10 protein-coding genes are annotated in these 20,985 nt (G+C 33.7%); 6 read left to right on the top strand and 4 right to left on the bottom strand.

Annotated features, from left to right (window positions below; translation table 11 throughout):
- Positions 1-127: 127 nt before the first annotated feature.
- The 4 genes from BBI01_RS17925 to mobC all read left to right on the top strand — a co-directional run bounded on the left by BBI01_RS17925 (position 128) and on the right by mobC (position 8,332).
- Positions 128-1,417 (top strand): TlpA family protein disulfide reductase, encoded by a 1,290-nt coding sequence (locus BBI01_RS17925; protein WP_083190147.1) that lies wholly within the window; start codon positions 128-130, stop codon positions 1,415-1,417.
- Between the two features lie 125 nt (positions 1,418-1,542).
- Positions 1,543-4,755 carry a SusC/RagA family TonB-linked outer membrane protein gene (locus BBI01_RS17920; protein ID WP_078704042.1) on the top strand — a complete coding sequence of 1,071 codons (3,213 nt, stop codon included), beginning with the start codon at positions 1,543-1,545 and terminating at the stop codon, positions 4,753-4,755.
- A gap of 10 nt (positions 4,756-4,765) precedes the next feature.
- Positions 4,766-6,109, top strand: a complete 1,344-nt coding sequence (locus BBI01_RS17915) for a RagB/SusD family nutrient uptake outer membrane protein (RefSeq protein WP_065396015.1) — start codon at positions 4,766-4,768, stop codon at positions 6,107-6,109.
- Between the two features lie 1,872 nt (positions 6,110-7,981).
- On the top strand, positions 7,982-8,332 hold the full coding sequence (mobC, locus tag BBI01_RS17910; protein WP_065396014.1) for a plasmid mobilization relaxosome protein MobC: 351 nt from the start codon (positions 7,982-7,984) through the stop codon (positions 8,330-8,332).
- Positions 8,333-8,389: 57 nt separating this feature from the next.
- Here the strand turns inward: mobC and BBI01_RS17905 are convergent, their stop codons facing one another.
- The 4 genes from BBI01_RS17905 to BBI01_RS17890 form a co-directional block, all read right to left on the bottom strand.
- Positions 8,390-8,845, bottom strand: coding sequence for an SMI1/KNR4 family protein (locus BBI01_RS17905; protein ID WP_065396013.1), 456 nt, complete (start codon positions 8,843-8,845; stop codon positions 8,390-8,392).
- A 5-nt stretch (positions 8,846-8,850) separates the two neighbouring features.
- The gene (locus BBI01_RS17900; RefSeq protein WP_065396012.1) at positions 8,851-10,869 is read right to left on the bottom strand and encodes a hypothetical protein; all 2,019 of its coding nucleotides are present in this window, start codon (positions 10,867-10,869) and stop codon (positions 8,851-8,853) included.
- A 68-nt stretch (positions 10,870-10,937) separates the two neighbouring features.
- A complete protein-coding gene (locus BBI01_RS17895) occupies positions 10,938-14,558 on the bottom strand; it encodes a hypothetical protein (protein WP_065396011.1) in 3,621 nt (1,206 codons plus the stop codon).
- Positions 14,559-14,772: 214 nt separating this feature from the next.
- Entirely contained in the window at positions 14,773-16,518 is a 1,746-nt protein-coding gene (locus BBI01_RS17890; protein ID WP_065396010.1) for a PKD domain-containing protein, read from the bottom strand.
- A gap of 994 nt (positions 16,519-17,512) precedes the next feature.
- Here BBI01_RS17890 and BBI01_RS17880 point away from each other — a divergent pair.
- Together BBI01_RS17880 and BBI01_RS17875 are read left to right on the top strand one after the other, a co-directional pair.
- Positions 17,513-19,645, top strand: coding sequence for a PD-(D/E)XK nuclease domain-containing protein (locus BBI01_RS17880; RefSeq protein WP_065396008.1), 2,133 nt, complete (start codon positions 17,513-17,515; stop codon positions 19,643-19,645).
- On the top strand, positions 19,632-20,678 hold the full coding sequence (locus BBI01_RS17875; RefSeq protein WP_065396007.1) for a nucleoid-associated protein: 1,047 nt from the start codon (positions 19,632-19,634) through the stop codon (positions 20,676-20,678). Before BBI01_RS17880 ends, BBI01_RS17875 begins: the two co-directional genes overlap by 14 nt.
- Positions 20,679-20,985 lie beyond the last annotated feature (307 nt).

Here is a 20,985-nt window from a genome sequence, read left to right as displayed (position 1 = left end):
TCATGTCCCTAAGTCATTTATCTTAATCAAACCCTAAAAAAGCCCTTCCTGTGCTATAGTAGCCTTGAATTTACTTGAACACACAGAAGAGCTGGTCATAATTATTATTAATAATCTAAGTAAAAGTATGAAAAATTTCTTTTGCAGGGGGCGTGTGTCCCTTATTTTAGCCGTAACCGTAGCTACTTCAGCATATTCACAAAAAAAATCTTTGAAAGTAGGTGAAGCTTTGCCGACTTCCGTCTGGGCTACTCCAATGGAGGTAGTCAATCATCCTCAGAAAACTATAAAATTATCTGAGGATAAAAATAAATTGATCTTACTGGACTTCTGGAATACATGGTGCAGTGCCTGCCTTGCCAACTTCCCAAAGATGGAGGGACTCCAAAAACAGTTTGGAGACAAGATAAAAATACTGGCTGTTAGCAATCAGGATAGAGCCACTTTAGATAAATTCTTTGCTTCTAAAAATGGACAGCGTTATAAAGGTATACTATCGGTTACTGAAGATCAGTTATTCCATAATCTGTTTCCACACACTGCTGTACCATATATTATTTGGATCAAAGATGGAAAAGTTTTTAACACCACAGATTCCGGACAGGTTTCAGAAGCTACACTTCTAGAAGCTTTAAAAGGAGAAGAATCCTCCCTTCAAACGGTTATTCAGATCGACCGTAAAAGACCATTAATGCTCTCTGAGAATTTTGAATTGGAGAAACTAGCCCACCTTAAAGGATATAACCTGTTTGTAAAAGGCAGAATTCGGGCTATTACATATGGCTCAGGATTTCATAGAGATGGACAAGTCGTTTATGGCAGACAGTTTACCAATTTTTCATTAATGAATATCTATAAAGGAATTTCCTATGAATTATTTGAAAAATTTGGAGATCAGTTTACCGATAAAAGATTGATAAATCTTGTGAATAAACCTGAAGAAATAGATTTTGATACCACCAAAAGTGGAGACTTTGATAAATTATATAGTATTGAATATATAGTTCCAAAGGAGCAGGCAGATTCCCTCTATGATAAAATGTTAAGAAATGTGAATGAAAATTCTGACTATACAGCAAATATTGAAAAGAGACTGGTGAAATGTCTGGTTCTAAAAAGAACTTCTAATCAAGATAAAATTGCCACTAAAGGAGGTGAAACTGTAGATCAATTTTTTAAAACTCCATCTATGCTTAAAAATGCTACTATAGGTCATCTTATATCCGGGTTAAATGCTACTGGTGAAACAACACCACTACCGGTGATAGATGAAACTGGATATAGAGGAAATATCGATTTGCAATTCTCAAATTCCTCAGACCTTAAAACTCTTCAGCATGAACTTGGGAAATATGATCTGGCTCTTGTAGAGGAAACCCGAACTATCCCGATGCTGGTTGTAAAAGACAAAAAATAACGGGCTATAGTGACTTAAGGATAGTAGAATTGGTATAACCATAGGCTTAATCGGTAAGAGAATCTCTTATCATTTATATCATTCTATAAAACAGAGTCCAGTTTAATTTCAAATTTTAAACAATCATGAAGAAAATTTTAATATTCCCAAGCATGCTTTTGGGAATTGCGATAATGGCACAACAGCAGGTAACAGGTATTGTACTGGATGAGACAACATCTCATCCGGTTAGTGGAATCTCTGTCTCTTTACCGGATTCAAAAACTGTAACGGTTACAGATGCTGAAGGTAGATTTAGTCTTAAGGTTCCTACTATGAAGACCCGTTTAAACCTGTTTGGTAAGAACTATGAAAATAAAACTATGCTTGTGGAGTTTCCTGAAGGAAAGCCATTGGTTATATACCTCAAGAATAAAGAGACAGGTAAAATTAATGAGATTGAAGCTGTAAATATTTCTACAGGTTATCAAAGAATACCTAAAGAAAGGGCTACAGGATCTTTTTCAACAGTCGATAACAAGCTTTTACAGCAACAAGTGACCACAAATATCCTTGACAGACTTCCGGCGGTAGCTAACGGACTTAGTATGACCAAAGGTATTACAGAAGATGGACAACTCATGGTAAGAGGCTTAAGTACCCTTCAGGGACCTAAATCTCCACTCATTGTAGTGGATAATTTTCCCTATGAAGGAGATATTAAAAATATAAACCCTAATATGGTAGAAAGTGTCACCATCCTAAAGGATGCTGCTGCATCAAGTATCTGGGGTGCAAGAGCAGCCAACGGTGTGATTGTCATTACAACAAAAGGTGCAAAATTCAATCAGTCGATGTCTGTTGACTTTACTGCAAACTTAACACTTAGTGCAAAACCAGATTTAGGTTATACTAAACAGATGTCAAGTAGTGATTTCATAGACGTAGAAATGGAGCTTTTTAAAAGAGGATACTATAACAGTGATTTGAGTTCGCCCTCTCATCCGGTCTTGACTCCCGTTGTCGATCTTCTTAACAAAGAGCAGAAAGGCTTAATGTCCAGTGCCGATGTGATGGCACAAATTGGTAGACTGCGAAGTATTGATGTGCGTAATCAGTATAAAAAATATATGTACCTGCCTCTTGAAAACCGTCAGTATGCACTGAATATCTCTGCCGGAGCTCCGAATTTTTCATGGACTTCATTTTTTGGGTATGATAATAATAGTGGAAATCTGGGTGAAAAATACCAGCGGTTTAATGCAAGGTTCCAGAATACGTGGAAGCCTTTCTCTAATCTATCTGTGACTACAGGCGTTTATTTTACTAATGCTCAAACCCAAAGTGGAAGAAGTGCATACAACAGTATTAATATGTATGGGGTGTGGAAAGTTCCTTATATGGAATTTGCAGATGCTAAAGGACACCCCCTTGTTGTGAATTCCCTTTATGACCAGAATTATAAAAACTCTTTACAGGGAAAAGGTCTGATGGATTGGAATTATTATCCATTAACCGACTGGCAGCATAGAACAGTAAAAAATGATAATACAGAAATACTTTTAAATACAGCAGTAAACTACAAAATTCTTAAAGGGCTGGATATAGATGTTAAGTATCAATATCAAAGATTAAGTGGACTTACTACCAATTTAAATGATGATGAAAGCTATTATGCCCGAAATATGATTAATAGCTTCGCAAGGTCTAATGCAGATGGCAGCGTTGGTTTTATCGTACCCAAAGGCGGAATCATGATAAAGAGTAATACCCTTGCAACAGTTAATAATTTAAGGGGACAGATTAATTATAACAATACCTGGTTAAAGCATAATATCTCTGTTATTGCAGGGGGAGAAATGAGAGAGACTTCTACCCGGTATGAAAGCAATCAATATTATGGCTATAATTCACGTAACCAGTCTGTAGGTGTTGTTGATTACACTAATCAGTATCCCAACTACGTTACGGGTAATATGGATTTTATACCCAAGGTCATGTCACTTAGGGAGACTAATATTCGTTTTTTATCCCTCTATGCCAATGCTGCCTATACTTATGATAAGAAATATACCATTTCCGGGAGTGTAAGGCGTGATGCGAGCAATCTGTTTGGACTAAAGACCAACGATCAGTGGAATCCTTTTTGGTCAGCAGGACTAGCATGGAACATATCCAATGAGAATTTCTATCATGTGGATTGGCTTCCTAATCTAAAGTTAAGGGGGTCTTACGGGTTTAACGGAAACATAGACCCTGCAATGGTGGCGGTAACCACAATCGCTTTTGATTCAAATGCATCGGTGTATACAGGAGGGAGAACAGCGAGAATAGATCAGTATTATAACCCCAATCTGAAATGGGAAATGATAAAAATGATTAATATGGGTCTTGATTTTGCCACAAAAAATAATCGTATTACCGGATCTGTGGAATACTTTCAGAAAGAAGGGAATAATCTTTTTGGAGAAGCACCGCTGGATTATACAACCGGAATAAAATCAATGTTGTGGAATGTAGCCGGAATGAAAGGAAATGGAATTGATATAGAACTTAGAACAAGAAATATAGATAAAGCCTTTAAATGGAATAGTATTCTGAACTTTAGCACCTATAAGGATCAGGTAACAGACTATTACCTTTCCACTATGTTTGCCAGCAATTTTGTTTCCCGTTCAGGCTCACAAGTACCCATATCGGGAATAACCGGACTACCTGTATTTTCAATATTTGCCTACAAATGGGCAGGATTAGATACTGTTACAGGTGATCCACAGGGATATGTAGACGGTAAGGTGAGTAAGGATTATTCACAAATAACCAGTTCAGAAAAAGGTGTAGAGGATTTACGTTATTTTGGCTCGGCAGTCCCTACAAAGTATGGTTCGTTTATCAATAACTTTAGTTATGGACAGCTAAGTCTTGATGTTGCTATTACATACAAATTTGGGTATTGGTTTAGAAGGAGTTCCATAAGCTATACTGATCTTATTATGAATCGTGATGGGCATAGTGATTATGCTAACAGATGGCAAAAACCGGGAGATGAGCTTAATACCAATATTCCTTCCAATAGGTATGAGAGTAATTCTGCCAGAGATGCTTTTTATCTTGGCTCTGAAGCACTGGTTGAAAAGGGAGACCACATCCGTCTTCAGTATATCAATTTAAATTATAGTTTTTCAAAGGAAGTACTACAAACTTTAAAGCTTAAAAACCTTCAGCTCTATTGTAATATAAATAACATAGGGATATTGTGGAGAGCCAATAAACAAGGGATAGATCCGGATTATAACTGGGGTACTTATTCTTTGAAACCTGTAACTACTTACTCACTGGGACTTCGTGTCCAATTTTAAAACCTGAATTATGAAAAATAAAGTATTATCGCTGTTATTATTATCAGCTCTAAATATAATCACGGGCTGTTCTGATTTTTTAGATGAAAAGTCAGATACTATGCTTTCAACCCCTGAAACATTGGAAGATAATCAGGCACTGCTGGACAGAACCTATAATGTTACAGCTAACAATAGTATCAGTGGAGAAATCTCTTCTGATGATATTTATATATTGGATTCTGATTATAATACACTCAGTAATGAATTTGAAAAGAGACTGTATACATGGCAGCCAGATCATGTTTCTAATAATGATGAGAATGACTGGGGAAGCTGTTACAGAAGAATTAATGTTTGTAACACCGTTTTATTTAATATTGATCATTATAAGATTGCTGGAGCAGAGAATTTAAAAGGTCAGGCTCTCGCTCTGAGAGCTGCTATCTATCTGGAAGCTGCACAAATATACAGCCCTGTTTATAACAAAGGGACTGCAAGTAGTGATTTAGGATTACCACTACGCCTGAGTCCTGATATGAATATAGCTTCTGTTAGAACCAGTGTTGAAAATACCTATAAGCAAATATTAAAAGACCTGCATGAAGCAGTAGATTTACTTCCTGAAAAACAGGTCTCGGTGATTCGTCCGTCAAAAGTAACGGCACTCGGATATTTATCCCGTGTATACCTTTATATGGGAGATTATGGAAATTCATTGAAATATGGAGCTAAAGCATTAGAATATAATGGAACGTTAATGGATTTTAATACATTGAATCCTTTGGATTCATATCCTGTAAAGAGTATGAATCCGGAAGTACTTTTGCATACCTATATGGTATACTCTCCATTGTTATCGAGTAGTATAGCTAAAATTCCAAAGGAGTTATATGATAGTTATAGTAGTAATGACCTTAGAAAATCCATTTATTTTAGGATGAATACGAATCAGGATGTATTATTTAAAGGTAATTACGGTGGAAACTCTTCAAGAATGACCTGTATGGCTATAGATGAAATTTATCTCGGTACAGCAGAAAGTTATGCCAGACTAGGTGATGTGGATAACGCCATGAAGTTACTCAACGGACTACTTATAAAAAGATGGAAAACTGAAACCTTTGTTCCTTTTGTTGTAAATGGTAAAGATGAGGCACTAACGCTTATAGCTAAAGAGAGAAGAAAGGAACTTTTATTTCGTGGACTTCGTTGGGCTGATCTAAAGCGATATAACAGAGATGGAGCTCATATTACTTTAACGAGAACCGTTGCAAATAAAGTTTATACACTCCCACCTAATGATCCTCGCTATGCCATAGCCATTCCTGAGGATATTATTAAGATGACAGGTATACCACAAAATCCAAGATGAAATAATAAATTGTAATTATATGTAATAGACTTACTTGAAAAAATTAAAGGTTGGCAAAATTGCCAACCTTTGTTATAAGTTAAGGTCTACGATCTATACTAATCGAAAGTACCTGAGCATTTGTCTTACCAGAAAGTACGGTGTTTGGGGACATAACCAAAAAGTAAGGCTTAGTACTGCTGCTATTGCTATATACCTGTATCTTCTGAAATAATCTATACATTTTCAGGGAGCGTTTTTTTTAAGCAAAATACAGGAACTTATTATACGATTATACAGAGAAACGAAAATGGCGGAAATACTGCCAAACGGTTACCCCTGTTATTCTCTGATTTCGGAATTGCACTCATCCGTATTTCGGATTTGTACTCATTCGGAATTCGGAATTGCACTCGCTGAAGTTAAGAAATTGTTAAAATTGAGATTTTTATGAGGCCAATTTCGGAATTGCACTCATGTAGGTATTGTAAATCCTGTGAGAATTGTAGATAAGGTAAAAATAACTGTAGAAAACAAAATCAGATTCGGAATTGTACTCATCTGGTAAAAGCTGTTTTTTCGGAATTGCACTCATTCGTATTTCGGATTTGTACTCATGTGGAATTCGGAATTGTACTCATTCCGAATTGAAGATGGATGCTTTGTCAGAGGGCAGTGTGGCTAATCACTAAAAGTATATTAAAAGTAATTAAAAAGTCTTTTTTTATTTAAAAGGAAAAGAGACGGGAAAATTTGCTTTGAAAAAAGAAAAAATGAACTGTGAAGAAATAAAAAAAATCGGAATTAAAAGGGTTTTGGAATTCTTCAATCTGCTTCCGACAAAGGAGAACTTTCTTTTATTAATCTGTCCATCAATATAGTTTAATTCTTTCTATGATTCACTTTAAATAATTACAACCTGCGTAAAAATTACCTACCTATTTCTCTAATCTGAGTAATTTTTACCCACCCCGTTGTGGAACGTGAGTGAAAAAGTAGCAGGCTATGACCAAAAATGAGTAAAATAGATATAGGTTAGCAAAGATCCTGCGTAATTCTTATCACTCAGGTCTTACTTTAATAATTCATCGTCTTTTTATGCGATAGTCTGTCTAATCCTAAAATAGGTTTACACATTTCGTAACTAAAAAACTGTAAACTTTTTTCAGGACTAAACAGTCTCATAGTTTTTAAAATAATTACAGCCTGCGTAAAAATTACCCACCTATTTCTCTAACCTGAGTAATTTTTACCCACCTTGTTGTGGAATGTGAGTGAAAAAGTAGCAGGCTATGACCAAGGGTGAGTAAAATAGATACAGGCTAATAAGAAACCTGCGTAATAATTACCCAGGTCTTCCCCCCATAATTTGCCGTCTTTTTTTCTTTCAATAGCAAGAAATCTTAGTTTCAACCATAATTAACTAATATACGGAATGTTGATTATTTCTTTTTTACTTTTTCAGAGCTCTGAAAATTAGGCGTTTTTTTCTCGGCAAGATGTGTCTTTGTACGTACAAACTTTTCAAGTTTTTCCTACAAAGACTCTCTTGCCTTTTTTGCAAAAAGGGGGAAAAACTTCGGAACTCAGTTTTTTTATTTTGGGAAAATCAGGTATAATATTCCAGAATAGTCCATTACGTTCTTTTTTAATCTTTGGATATTCCAGATAAGTCCAGATCATTCTTATTTAGTCCAAGCTCCTTGTATACTATTGCTTTTAATGTTTTTACACCCCAATTTTGCAAAAAAAATAATCAGAAAATAAAACACTGATTTATTTTTTCTACCCTTCATCAAGGCCGCAATATCAACCTTACTTACTTAGAAGCGCTGAGCTATTTTAATTAGATAGAGCTGTACTAAAGTTATTTATAACTGAAAATGAATAAACATGGAAAAGGAGGAAAGGATTTTCATAAGAATTCAAAAATCCAGAAAAGAAAACTGGAAAAAGCTTTGTTCCAAAAAGCGAATCTCTCTGAGTAGTCTAATCATTAATTCAGTAGAAAATAGAATTTTTAATGATGAAAGAAGAATGGTAATGGCTTTCATTGAAAAGCAAGGCAACGTTTTTATCAAGATTGAAACCAATATCAACCAAGTTGCAAGAATCGTAAATGGGCAAAAGTTTATTTCTGAAAAGTTATTGGAAGATTTTTCAAATACACTTTCTGAAATTGAAAAATTGAAGAAAGAACAGAATATGATTTTTTCCAGAATCTATTCTATACTTGGAAAATGATTGTGAAAATTTTACTTTCTGTGTATAAAAAAGGTTGCCCGTAGGCAACCTCTAAAACTATTTCTTTAAAGCCTCATCAATACATCTATCAATATACTCACTAAAAAAATTATCCTGCTTTACATAATAAACGAATTCTCCTTTTTCATTTTGATGAAACTTATCTTCTGCATATACATATATAGGGGGGTTTTCACCGTCATTTAAAAAGAAAAATAAACATTGGTCACAACCATATTCTCCAAATGCAAAAAACGGTTTTAACTGCAAATTTACATTTGCCATACTATCTTTCACATTGTCTTGTGTCCAATCTATATGAACATAGTTTGTATCCCACTCAACGCAATTTTGAAAATCTCCACCCAAATACAAAAACTCTTTATAAGCCTGGGGAAAACTTATATTGAATTCCTGCTCCAATTTTTCTATTTCTTGTTCTGAGATCCCCCTATTCACCCATTGACCAATTTTAGGGGTATCTTTCATTTTCTTTAAATACTTAATTTCCATTGTGTTTATTTTTTAGGTTCTCTTATTTTAAGTTTAGGATAAAGTTCATTTAATTTCTCTCCATCATTCGCTCCGCTACTAAAGATATCAATCTTTGTATTATACTTAGCTTCAAAAGTTCTCATTTGCTTCTGACAAATAGGGCATGGATCTAATATAGTTTGTAGTTCTACATCAATTCTCAGATCGCTTGCTGATTTTGCTCCAAACTGATTCATAATCTCCTTTAAATGTACATCTTCAAATTCCCGGAAAATTTTACTTTCTGTATCTTTAAATCGATTTTTACCTCTAGAATCAGCAACAGTGTAATCAATAAAATCTGTTATTTTCTCACCACTTCTTAAATTTGGAGCTTTACAAAATTCAAATTGATTTAGCTGGCTTACATTACTATTGGAGTAAGCCTTTAACTCTATTGTTTTCACTCGTCCTTTATAACTGACCCTAAATTTAGCAGCAGCAATATTAGCGCCTTTTAATCTTTTCTGTACAATCAATTTGCTTTCTTTTGACAATTCTTTTAAAAAGGCTCCTTCACCTTTTTTCACATCTATTAAAGCTTCCAGTCTTCTTGGAGAGAGAAGGCGCATCACGAATTTAGGATTTTTCTCTGCAACTTCTGCAATATGCTCTATTCTTTTCAGTACCTTTTCTTTGGTTCCCCTAAACAGCACTACTTTATCGGAGATCAAAACCCATTCATCTGCGGTTCTTTCTACTCGTAATCCTAATTTGTAAGCTAATAATAACAGTTCGCTTTTTGCAGATATTTTAGCCAGTGCATTACTGAAGAATTCAAAAACAGATGATGATTTTAGTCCCTGTGGAGCCTTAGGCAGAGGTAGTAATAAACTCAGCAGCATTGTGATTTCATAAGCTTGCTGGTAGCAAAACTTATAAATAGAACCCTGGCTATTTTCATGGTCATATCGTACAATAATATCTTTGAGCTCAGTGAAGTTTTCAAAGATATTGATAATCATCCTAATAAACTTTTTTAGATTAGCCCTATCCGTAAAAATTTCATATATACCTGGAAAGGTAAGATATAAACCTTCTATAGAATCAATAAGAGCATTCCAGAATCCGCAGAATTCAGCATTAAAGGCGTATACCAGATTTACCTCTTTCTCCTTGATATTGTAATATTTCAGTTGTTCTTTGGAAACTGAATATCTTTCAATTAAAACAGTGGGATTAATACCAAAAGCTTTTAAGAAACTGTCATTTATAAACGGGTCGAAATTAGATAGATAAGGCAGATAGTTGTATTCCTGAAATTTATAACTACCAATAAATTTGGCATTGTCCTTTAATATACCAACTAAATATTTAAAGGTTGTGGTTACTCCAATCTTATCAAAGATCCAGTCTACTGCTTTTTGATAGGTTGCTTCGGCATAAAATTCCAAATCCATAGCTTTACTAATTTGGGAAGCGGATACCCTATGATGACTAAATTCAGGACTATTGTATTGCTTTAAAACCCACGTGATAATACGTTCTTTGAACTTATCCAATTCAGGATTAATAATCTTTTTTCCATTAGATTCTATAACGTAACCTCCAGTGGCAAAAACACGAGTATTCAGCTTAATACAATCGAAAATATCACTTCCAAGATTACAAACTACTCGCTTCACCTCCTTATCCTGTTGATTTGAAAAGAAATGGAATAATATTAAATTAGAATCCTCTCCTTCAAGAAACCAAAATGCGTTATTACCAATATTTTTAATTATTTCCGTACTTGCATTAAGAAAGATGGTATTAATATCCGAATAAAAAACTGTCTGGATAACTTTTAATCGTTCTTCAGAGCATAAACTTTCTTTATTACCATCCGTTGTAACTTCCTGATATGAAATATCCTCAACATCAAGGTTTGAAAACTTTTGTTTTACAGAATAGTATTCTCCTTTCTTGTTTAAAAAATCTTTATAAGTACTTGACTTAATTCCCGTATTTTTTAATCCTAACGCTGAGATTCTTCCTACCTGTAATTTTTCTATTGTACTCATTTCTGTAAATTTTAATTGTTAGTAAGAAGAAATGGCGGCAGATATACCGCCATTCCTGTTGTTAATATTTATTTCAGTGTAGAAGGCTTATCGCTTCCTTCCAGCTTCAGATTATCCTTCAGTTGGAAATCGCTTTCAGTAACAACATCTGCCGGCACTTCGAATTCCTCAGGTATTTCGATCGTTCTAGGTAATGCATCCTCAACTTCCAATCCAACAGTTTTAGCCTGTAAAATAGTTAAGGTTGTTGGAACACGGGTAATCCATGCCTTTCCGTATTTCTCACCTTGTGGTTCTTTTAATTCATCCACAATGGATACGTATAGTGGATCTCCGATTACCGGAACTTCACCACCGTTCCAGATTTTCCCTGTTGCCAGATAAAAATTAACAGCATCTTCAAAACCTGGTTTAATCGTTACAATTACTCTTCCCATACCGGCCTGTAAGAAGCTACGGAATAGTGAATCCATACTTTCGGATAGATACATATCTTTCCAGTCATCTTTATTTCCCCAATAGTATGGATAGAAATTATAGGACATTATTTCCCATTCAAAAGCTTGTTCCATAAATTTGGCAAGAGCAGTATACTCATCCAGATTCTTACCTAATCTCATTTTAAAGCTTTTCATTTCACCAGCCGTCACATCATAGAGTTTGGTTCCAAGTTTACTATAGCTTTGCAGTAGATAAGCAATACAATTATGCTTCAATACCACTTCTTCAATCTGACGATAGAATGGGTAGCTATCCGATTTCTCCTTTTCCTCTTTTTCTTCTTCTTTTAAAGCGGCTACTTTATCTTCCCATTCTTGCAATGCTTTTTTGTAAGCATCAATAATTTTGGTAAAATGCTCCTGTTTCCACGATAACATATATTCATCAGATAATTCGCACGAAAAATCAAATGAAACATTGAATGAATCCACCCCAATTCCTTGAAATTTAAATTCAAAATTATTTACAATATCCAGATTGTTTACTGTATAATTTCCATCACCATTATTAAAAAGATCTATCATTCCTCCCATAAAATCACTCACCCGCATTCTTCCATCTTCAAATCCCCAATATACAGTCACTGACTTAGCTGAATAATGATCTGGTAATAATAATGTCTGATTTCTCTGTCTTTGATCTTCCTTTATTTCATAGAATACATTAGGAACATGATGAACAAGCTTCTTTCTTGGAAGATCACGAACCTCAACACCAAAAGCATCTGCCCAGTAACGAATGGTTTGTTCTGAAGCACTGCCAGCTCCTTTCATCGGAACAAAAGCATCTTTTCTTGGATCAATAGGTTTTTCGTATACCGGAGAATTTTTAATAATACTATCTGTGGCCAGATCATGTAATTTTGCAGGCTGGGGAATCATGAATTCCAGCATCATTCTTTTCCCATAGTTGAAGATCTGGTTTTTCATTTTCTTATCTACCCAACGGTAAACACCCGTAATATGCTTGGATCCGCTTCTGTTATCAAACTCATGGACATTGTTTTCAGTAAACTCCTGAATGATTTTGCTAACTCGCTCTTCACTAACTTTACTCACCACTCTATCCATAGCTCTTGTTGTAATCTCCTGAGATTTAGCAACTACCTGTCTTGTAGCATCTTCTTTTGAAGTACGGTTAGCAAAGCTGCCTCCGATTTCAAACTTCGTACCCACTCCTCCACTAAGAGAGGTATGGCTTTCTATGTTTTTATCCTGTTGCAAAATTTTGGATACCTCAGTTTGCATTTCATTTCGGCTTGTTGTAGTTGTATCTGAAATATGCTCTACTTCGGTGGAGGTAGCTGTAGTAACCGTATCTTCTGTTCTCAATAGCTTGGATGAACTTTTATGCCTCAACTCACTGGCCATTACGTTTTCAATGTTGGATACTTCTCCAGGTACATAAGCATGGAGCGTTTGCTCAACCTTCATATAGTCTGCAATACCCAATCTTTTTATTCCGAATCCATTAGGAATAAAAACATTGTTTTCTAACCCTGATTCCGATTCTTCCAGTTTAAATACACCAGCATATAATAAATCTGAAACAATTCTTTGATCTATAATTACCTTTGCGCTCTCGCCATTGCTGAAAATAATATCAAATTCAAAATTTACAGGATAATCCGTTTCTGCTGCCGTAAAATAATTGTAAAAAAAGTCAGCTAGAAAAATCTGTCCTTTGTTTCTGGTCAACCCATAATAGCTACCATCCTGAATACTTCCTTCATTAGTTTGTATACGATAGTTAATAGAAGTAATATTCCAGGAATCATCAGGAAGATTAAGTGTAAGATAAAAACTCCAATTCTGAACTCCCGCAGAATATGATGCCGCTTTCCCCATAAAGGAAAATGCGTAGGCTTCTTCAGTAGTCTGATTTACCGGAATTAAAGCGTTCCCCATTTTTACGTACTGTTCCCTCTGTATATTTGAAAGATTCTTTATATTATCCTGAATTTCAGATAAATTTTCATCAATTTTTTCAAAAATCTCATTGAAAGAAAAACCGGATTCATCAGAAGATACAGATACCATGCTTTTTTGCATTTCTCTGGAAGAGGATACTTCAGTAGTATCAGAATAACCCGATTGTTCCAGTAGCTGAATTAGGGTGTTTCGAGAGGAAACAGAAAGTTTTTGTGAAATAACGTTCATATTCTCGTTATGTTCGAAAATAAATTCTGGAACTTTAGGAACCTGAATATCACTACTGGTTTCGCTTATTTCTTCTTCTGTTTGATCAGCAGATATTGTACTTTTAGAATCTTGAGGCAGAGTCGAAATTTCTTGCTGATATTTTTCAAAAGCAATATTATAAGCTTTATTATATTCTCTTTTATAATTTTTCTGCTCTTTTTCTAATTCCTTCTGTAACTGCTCTAACTTCGTCTTTTTATAAGCTTCAATAGCCAGTTCCATTCGGGTATTTTTAGCAGTATAATTAATTTGAGAAGCAGGGCTTACAGCATCTTTTTGTCCAGATTTATTTGTATAAATGTAAGATTCCGCAATTCTGCTTTCATTAACAGTGAAAATATTGTTTTCATCATCTGGTTTAGCTGAATCTATGAAAAGATAGTCGGGAATAACGACTTTAGCAGTTGCTGTCTTACGAAGTAATTCCAGTTTTTCTTTTTCAGGTTCTGTAGTTAGCTTCTGATATTTTATAAAACAATTTATAGCCTGCAGAGATTGAATAATAATTTCTTTAACATAAAAATCTTTTTGAGTTAGCATCTGGTATATCAAGCTATCCCATAATGCTTTTACCCTTTCTGAAGAAGGATCTAATAACTGACTTTCAACAGAACCGGAAATATTTACTTTTGCCTGAATATCAAGCATAAGAGGTTCTAAATCTGAAAGCTTATCCCAAATTCCTTTCTGAGCCAAAATTTTTCCTGCTTCGTAAAAATATCCTAAAACCTGAATAAGAGCTTTTTCAGTCTTTTTAATAGAAATAATTTCAGAATTTTCATTCATCTTTTCGATAAGATAATTAATCTTAGAAGTATCTTTTACAGGAGGAGCATACCATTCCTGAATAAGAGAATCGAAATAGCCTTTTGACTCTTTACTTCTTATAATAAAGTTGTCATTGTTTTTAGCTTCAGCCAGTTGAGGATTTCTAAGGCTTGCAAAACGGAAAAGTGTTTGTGTGGCATTACTGCTGTTTGTGTTCATAATATTAATATTTATTGATTGTTTTTTTTAATTTTTAGACATAGTTCTCCCTGTTGACCTTTTTCAGATCAATTTTTAAGGAAGCTTTAAAATTTTATTGATGATTTAAAATGGGCAATGGATAATAAACAATGAGCAATAGGCAATGAGTAATTTTGATTTATTATGGTCTTATCTCATTGGTATATTGTTACATTATTACATTGCTACATTTTTAATATGGAATCGCGTTATTGAATACTAATGCAGGAATTGTAGCTTTGTCTGTGATTCTGTTATCCTGATCCAGCATAAAGAATACACCGTTTCGACCATCTGCTTTATCGGCTTCTGAACCACCGGACTGTCCAAGCATTTGTTGAGCATATGCATCTACACTACCAGCTGTAGCATTCGGAAATTTTGCCAGGAATGCAGCTCCGTTGAAACTCTGATCTATTGTTACCGGACTTGCTGCCCAGCTATAGTCTAGAGCATGATTAAAGCCATCACCATTAGCTACTGCATTTGTGAATGCACCATTCAGCGTAAGAATTTTTGGGTAAATTGCCTCGGGGAACATAACATTCAAGTCGTATGTCAAACCATTTCCTTCGACTTCAACAGGCTGTCCACCATCATAAGAACGAATAGAGGTAGTCTCATTCTTCGCAATAGGAATCATTCCACCCCAGCTGATCGCATGAATAACCTGATTGGTCTGCGTAAACATTCCTCCAATATGTTTCATTTCGGGAGCATATTTCAGGATATTGGCTTCACAAAGGATTCTGTTATTTTTCGCAAACATATAGAATGCATTCTCAATAGTTCCTTTCGTATTTCCTAAAGATTTACCATTCCAAAACAATTCTCTTCTCACTATATTATACGCTAAATATCCCGAGGTAAAGTTTCCGAACCAGCCTTCTCCAATATAGTTGAAGCAATGGGATACATCTTTTAGCTTAGGGTTCTTCCAGAATAACGAAACAGGGATAAAATCATAAGAAGAATCTATGGAATGTTTGTCTCTGTAATCCCATGCATAAACATCCTGATAATGCCCTTTCCCTAGTTTAGAGTTTTTAAAACATTCGAATACTGTTTCAAGATTAAAGAAACTATCCAGGAATCCCGGTAGAATCTTTTTAAGACCTGTTCTAAAGAATGTTCCTCTTAGTCCTGTTGGCTTGGTAATCTGAGAAAGCATATCCGCCGGGAAAGCTTCAAATTCTCTGCCTTCTCCAAAACCATAAAAAGCTACATCCATTGTTTCAACTTTTGGCGTTTCAAGCTTAAAATCTGCAGCCACATTAGCCTGTGATAAGCCTGCAAAAGTATAATCCAGAGTGGTTAAGGAATCTGATTTGAATTTGGATAGTTCAACAATATAATTATTGGTTGTAGGCTCAAAGTAACCCTGTGAATTTTTGGTAAGTCCTTCGCAGAATCTTGCATAGCTTACATTGGCTTCTGCATTGATGGTGATTTCATAATCGCCTGCGGTTTCATATACATGATAGAATGTATTTCCGGTGTCAATGTAGTGCGTATTCCCATCTCCGTCCGTCCATGATTCTGAACCGTTATAAGTTGGGACTACTATCATTTCCTCCTTTCCATCACCATAATTGACTTTAGCCTGTGCAGCTTGTGCAGAAGTTCTTAGCATAGCTATTGGTACTCTTTCATTAGCTTGAGTTGTTCTGATTTTAAATTTAATTTCGGTACTGGATAAATCTACCTTTCCATAAAAGATATAATCCAATAATTCTTTTAATGGCATTTTATCGAAAGTAGTTCCAGCAGGAATACCACCCACTTTAAATACAGAGGGTACAGCATTAGTATATTGAACAGCATTTGGATCTATAACTTCTTCTTTGTGCCAATAACTTTCCATCCATGCCCAAAACTGTTCTTCGTTTGGCATGTCTCCGTTTTCGAAATAACTTTTTAATTCTGTTTTTGATGTCATAATTGTAAATTTTTAAAGTTGTTAAAATTGATTTTTTGATGTCTTAAGCTGAAGCTCTTTTTAGCAGGAGGGTCTTTCATAATCTGTGTTTTTAAAAGTTAATAATTAACTAAACAGTTAGGGATTGGGATTATTATTTTTTCTGTTTCCTTTCTATGACAAAGATGAGCTACCGTGGCGCCAAAACTTGGCGTATTTTATTTTATAGTTGAAATTTTAAAAAAAAGAAGCTTATATTATTCAGAATCACAGATATTCTGTTTATTTAAAGATGCTTAACAAAAGAGTGCTGAAGGATAATCTGATAAACATTATATTTTATCTTGATCTTTAAGATAAAGTGAGGCTAGATTCAAATTAATTGAGATAAGACTAATCGAAAGTTGCAATGAAAATTTTGTAAAGTCATTAGTATTTATGGGGACAAAAATAAAAAAAGAAGTCAAAGATAGGGAGCTACTGGTCCAGCCGCTAAGTTGTGTCAAGGTCCAGCCCTCCGGGTTTTTAGAAAAACTTTTTGAGTATATAAAAATACACAAAAACTTTTTCCAAAAAACCTTGACACAACACCTCGCTCCCTTAAAAGAGGACTTTCTTTTCTTCTTTTTTTTCGGTTTTTTCTTCGCTTTCTTTTAGAAATATTTCAGCAGAGTAGACACTTCGTGTAAAAGTGTGTTAAAAATATATGCGGTTTATAAATGCACTCATCTTGCACTGAAACATGTCTATATCTGCAAATATTTAATATGATTAGAAATTTCTATTTTTACAATATAACTTTAAAAGGAAATCAGTGATATTTTTTTCCTTTCATTTTCTTATTTTGGTTTGATTTATTTAGTGTTTCGCAAATTGTATACATATTAAATAAATTGCTATATTGTTAGAAATCGGAAAAGTTGTATTATCTCCTTAAGAACCATTGGAAAGAAAAAATATTGAATAACATTAACTTGATAAAAAGAAATAAATAATAACCTTAAAAACTTAAATTATGGCAGAAGATTCTGTACGTTCGGGGCGGGACGGTGAAAAAATTGCTAACGAAATTTTAAAACTTGTTGGCTGGGGAAGTGCTTCATGGAATATGGATATTGATTGCTCTTTTCCTTCAAGGCATAAACCTACGGTAAAAAATAATCCACATCATGGAATAGATATATTGTACTCTTATGATAATCCATTGTATCATGATAGAAGAGATATTATTATAGGATCTGTGAAACATTCCGAAAATGGATATCCCAGTTCTAAAAGTTATGAATTAACTCAACATCTCACTGATCTAGCTGAAAATTTGGACTGTGCCAAACAAAGTGATAATATTCTTCAATTAGTTGGAAACTCTGGTTTACAGACACACTATAAAGGTTTACTTTTTTGCTTAAGTAGCTTAGATACTGAAAAAGAATATGATTTAGCACAACACATAAATAATGATATTGACTTTGGTACGAATAAATTTGAAGAGATATTTTTGGTTGATAATAAAAGAGCTACTTTTTTAGTAAGTTCCATCAAAACTGCTGAGAGTTATTGGCCTTTAAGTGAAATAAAGTTTTTATATCAGAATACAGGGAAGAATATGGAAAAGTCCCAGTTACTTCTATCTGGCAAAAAACTTCCCATTCAATTAATAAATTCTGAAATTATTCCTATTGTTAAAGAGGAAAAGGAAACAGGTAAAATATCGTGTTTGATTTTTTGCAATAATCCATACAGTAAAGAAAATGTATCAAGATTAATTTGGCTCTCACATAAATTATGTGGGCTTACGAATGAAATTCGTATATATTTACCTAATTATGATAATAATAAAGAATATGAAATTAATGCAGTAAAGCAACTTTTTAAAGATGAATCATTTACTACAAAAATCACTTTTCACAGATTCTCAAAATTTGATATCGTATCATTGAAAGAAACTCAAAATAATACTTTTTACGCTCAACCTAAACAAGATAAGCAGGTAGAATTAACACATTCAACCCAAATATCTGATGATATTGATAAGATTTTGCCTTTCGGAGATTTTTTAATTCCAAAACTAAGAACAAGTATTTTATCAGAAGTAAATCTTCAGGATTTTTTAACAAGAAAAGGAATTGTTACTTTGAAAAAAAGCAAGAATGATATTCTCCCTTTATTTTCTTGTCTACTTTTAAGTCCTGATGAACTAGATAGTTTAAAGGCCACATACAGAGAAAAAGAAGACAAGCCAAAAGAGATAGAGCGAACAGCAACAGTCAACTTAGGTAGTAAGACACTTTGGGAAACCTTTAATGAATTATTTCCAGACTTAAAAAGTATTACAAAATCTGGGTTGCCGAAAAATTGTGCTCTAGTAGGAGCTCCTATGCTAGAAAGAGTTGGCAAAAACTATAATCACCTCGTTGTTAAATATAAAATAGAGAAAGAAAATACTAACAAAGATTTTCTTACTGGCAAGACATTTCACGATGCCCAAATGGAAATTAGGTATGAAAATAATCAGTTAACTTTTATAGATCAGCATACTTCGTCAGAAACTTATAAATTGAATAAAAATTATTTTGATAACTTTCAAAAAGCCTTAAAGAAAAATAATTTATCAGTTGAAGAATTTAAATCAATACAGTTTCTTGACTTTGCAAATAATGAAAGAATACAATTCCTCTTAAGCTTTTTAAAGATACAGGATTCAAAGGCTATTGTAATTAAGAAAATTACTTTGGATAGTATGAAGTTCAGAACCGATGAAACTCTATCAAAACTACCTAAAGATTTAGAATCCTTAAAAGGAAGAGTTTCTAATTTGAATTTACATGGAAAAGAGCTTCATGATACGATCTATTTATCCGAGGATGAATATCGAATTGCTATCTTGTGTGAAAAAGTTCGTTTTAATGTAATCTATAAATATATAAATAGAGATGGAATATGCTCAATAGAGGTATCTTTTAACGGAGCATTAGGACTAAAAGGATATAAAGACACTGAGTTAAGAATATCCATAACACCTGCTCCCAACTCTTTTGATAATAACTTCACAAGCACCAAAGCACTAATTACCAAAGAAATCAATAAAATAAGAGACGATAATTATACACAGTACAAGCAAAAGCAAAACATAAATGATACAATTTGATACTCTAAAAATAAGAAGCTTAGCTGTTCATCAAGTAGGAAATAAAATACTTGATGAAGGGGTTGAGTTCTCTTCAACATTAGCGAATATAGAAGATGACGACCTACTGAGCCTAATAAAACGATACTTTCTATCGTCGTTTTCGGGTAATGAAATATTCAACTTTTATAATTCCGTTGGTCTGGAGCAAAATGAAATTTATGCTATTGCAAGCCGTATTTTCTCTAATGAATTGGATTATTTCGAACAGACAAAGCTAATAGCACAACATCTTTATGATAATAGTAACCATCCCAAAATTAAAAAGGGAGAATTATATATAGCATATTTTGATGATTTAGTATATAAAGACGAGCTAGTGGAGGCGATCGGTATATTCAAAGCTGAAACAAAAGAAAATTACATTAAATCAAACGTGAGAAGTAGTAATGCAAAAATTATTTCTTATGATGAAGGAACTAACGTAAATAAATTAGATAAAGGATGTATAATCCTAAATTGTGATAAACAGTCTGGGTACAAGGTTTGCATCATAGATAATCTAGGAAAAAGCACCGAAACTGTTTATTGGAAGGAAAATTTTCTATCTGTCAAAACGATAAACAATGAATATCAACAAACCAATCAATTCTTGGGAATTGCAAAACAATTTGTTACCAAGCAATTGGATGAAGACTTTACACTGAGTAAAGCCGATAAGATAGATTTTTTAAATCGTTCGGTTGACTATTTTAAGAAAAACGAATCATTTGATAAACAACAATTTGAAGATGAGGTATTTGGCCAAGATAACATAATTGAGTCATTTAGAAAGTTTGACGAAAATTATAGGCAAGAAAACAAAATTGAATTGGCTGATAATTTTGAAATATCAAGTCAAGCAGTTAAAAAACAGGCAAGAGTTTTCAAAAATGTACTAAAACTTGATAAGAACTTTCATATCTATATACATGGTAATAGAGAGTTAATTGAACAAGGTATTGATGAAAATGGTAGAAAATACTATAAGATTTATTACGAAGAAGAGACTTAGCTGTGGATCTTACTTAGCAATATACTTAAGTTTGTAGCTTGAGATAGTAATACATTTCCTTTTTCCTAAGTGCCAGCTTTTATTACCTAATGCTTTTATGGAGTTTACTAGTATTTATAAAAAAATAGACTGTAATATGATAAGAATTTTTAACATTTTCTTATGTTTGATATAATAAAATGTAATAGTTTGAATCTGATCTGACAGTTGGGCAATTTTAACTATGCAGCTGGAGGTATTTCAACATCCTCTCTTTTTGAAATTTTATTTTCACCAATGTCATAGTTTATAGTAGTGTCATTATTGA

This window comes from Chryseobacterium artocarpi (assembly GCF_001684975.1).
GTDB lineage: Bacteria > Bacteroidota > Bacteroidia > Flavobacteriales > Weeksellaceae > Chryseobacterium > Chryseobacterium artocarpi.
The sequence above is the reverse complement of the archived record's forward strand: the minus strand, read 5'-3'. Positions and strand labels throughout refer to the sequence as shown.

Excerpts from the sequence above, each read along its gene's own strand:
- BBI01_RS17925 (WP_083190147.1), top strand. The coding sequence starts at position 128 with ATGAAAAATTTCTTTTGCAGGGGGCGTGTGTCCCTTATTTTAGCCGTA.
- BBI01_RS17920 (WP_078704042.1), top strand. The coding sequence starts at position 1,543 with ATGAAGAAAATTTTAATATTCCCAAGCATGCTTTTGGGAATTGCGATA.
- BBI01_RS17915 (WP_065396015.1), top strand. The coding sequence starts at position 4,766 with ATGAAAAATAAAGTATTATCGCTGTTATTATTATCAGCTCTAAATATA.
- mobC (WP_065396014.1), top strand. The coding sequence starts at position 7,982 with ATGGAAAAGGAGGAAAGGATTTTCATAAGAATTCAAAAATCCAGAAAA.
- BBI01_RS17905 (WP_065396013.1), bottom strand. The coding sequence starts at position 8,845 with ATGGAAATTAAGTATTTAAAGAAAATGAAAGATACCCCTAAAATTGGT.
- BBI01_RS17900 (WP_065396012.1), bottom strand. The coding sequence starts at position 10,869 with ATGAGTACAATAGAAAAATTACAGGTAGGAAGAATCTCAGCGTTAGGA.
- BBI01_RS17895 (WP_065396011.1), bottom strand. The coding sequence starts at position 14,558 with ATGAACACAAACAGCAGTAATGCCACACAAACACTTTTCCGTTTTGCA.
- BBI01_RS17890 (WP_065396010.1), bottom strand. The coding sequence starts at position 16,518 with ATGACATCAAAAACAGAATTAAAAAGTTATTTCGAAAACGGAGACATG.
- BBI01_RS17880 (WP_065396008.1), top strand. The coding sequence starts at position 17,513 with ATGGCAGAAGATTCTGTACGTTCGGGGCGGGACGGTGAAAAAATTGCT.
- BBI01_RS17875 (WP_065396007.1), top strand. The coding sequence starts at position 19,632 with ATGATACAATTTGATACTCTAAAAATAAGAAGCTTAGCTGTTCATCAA.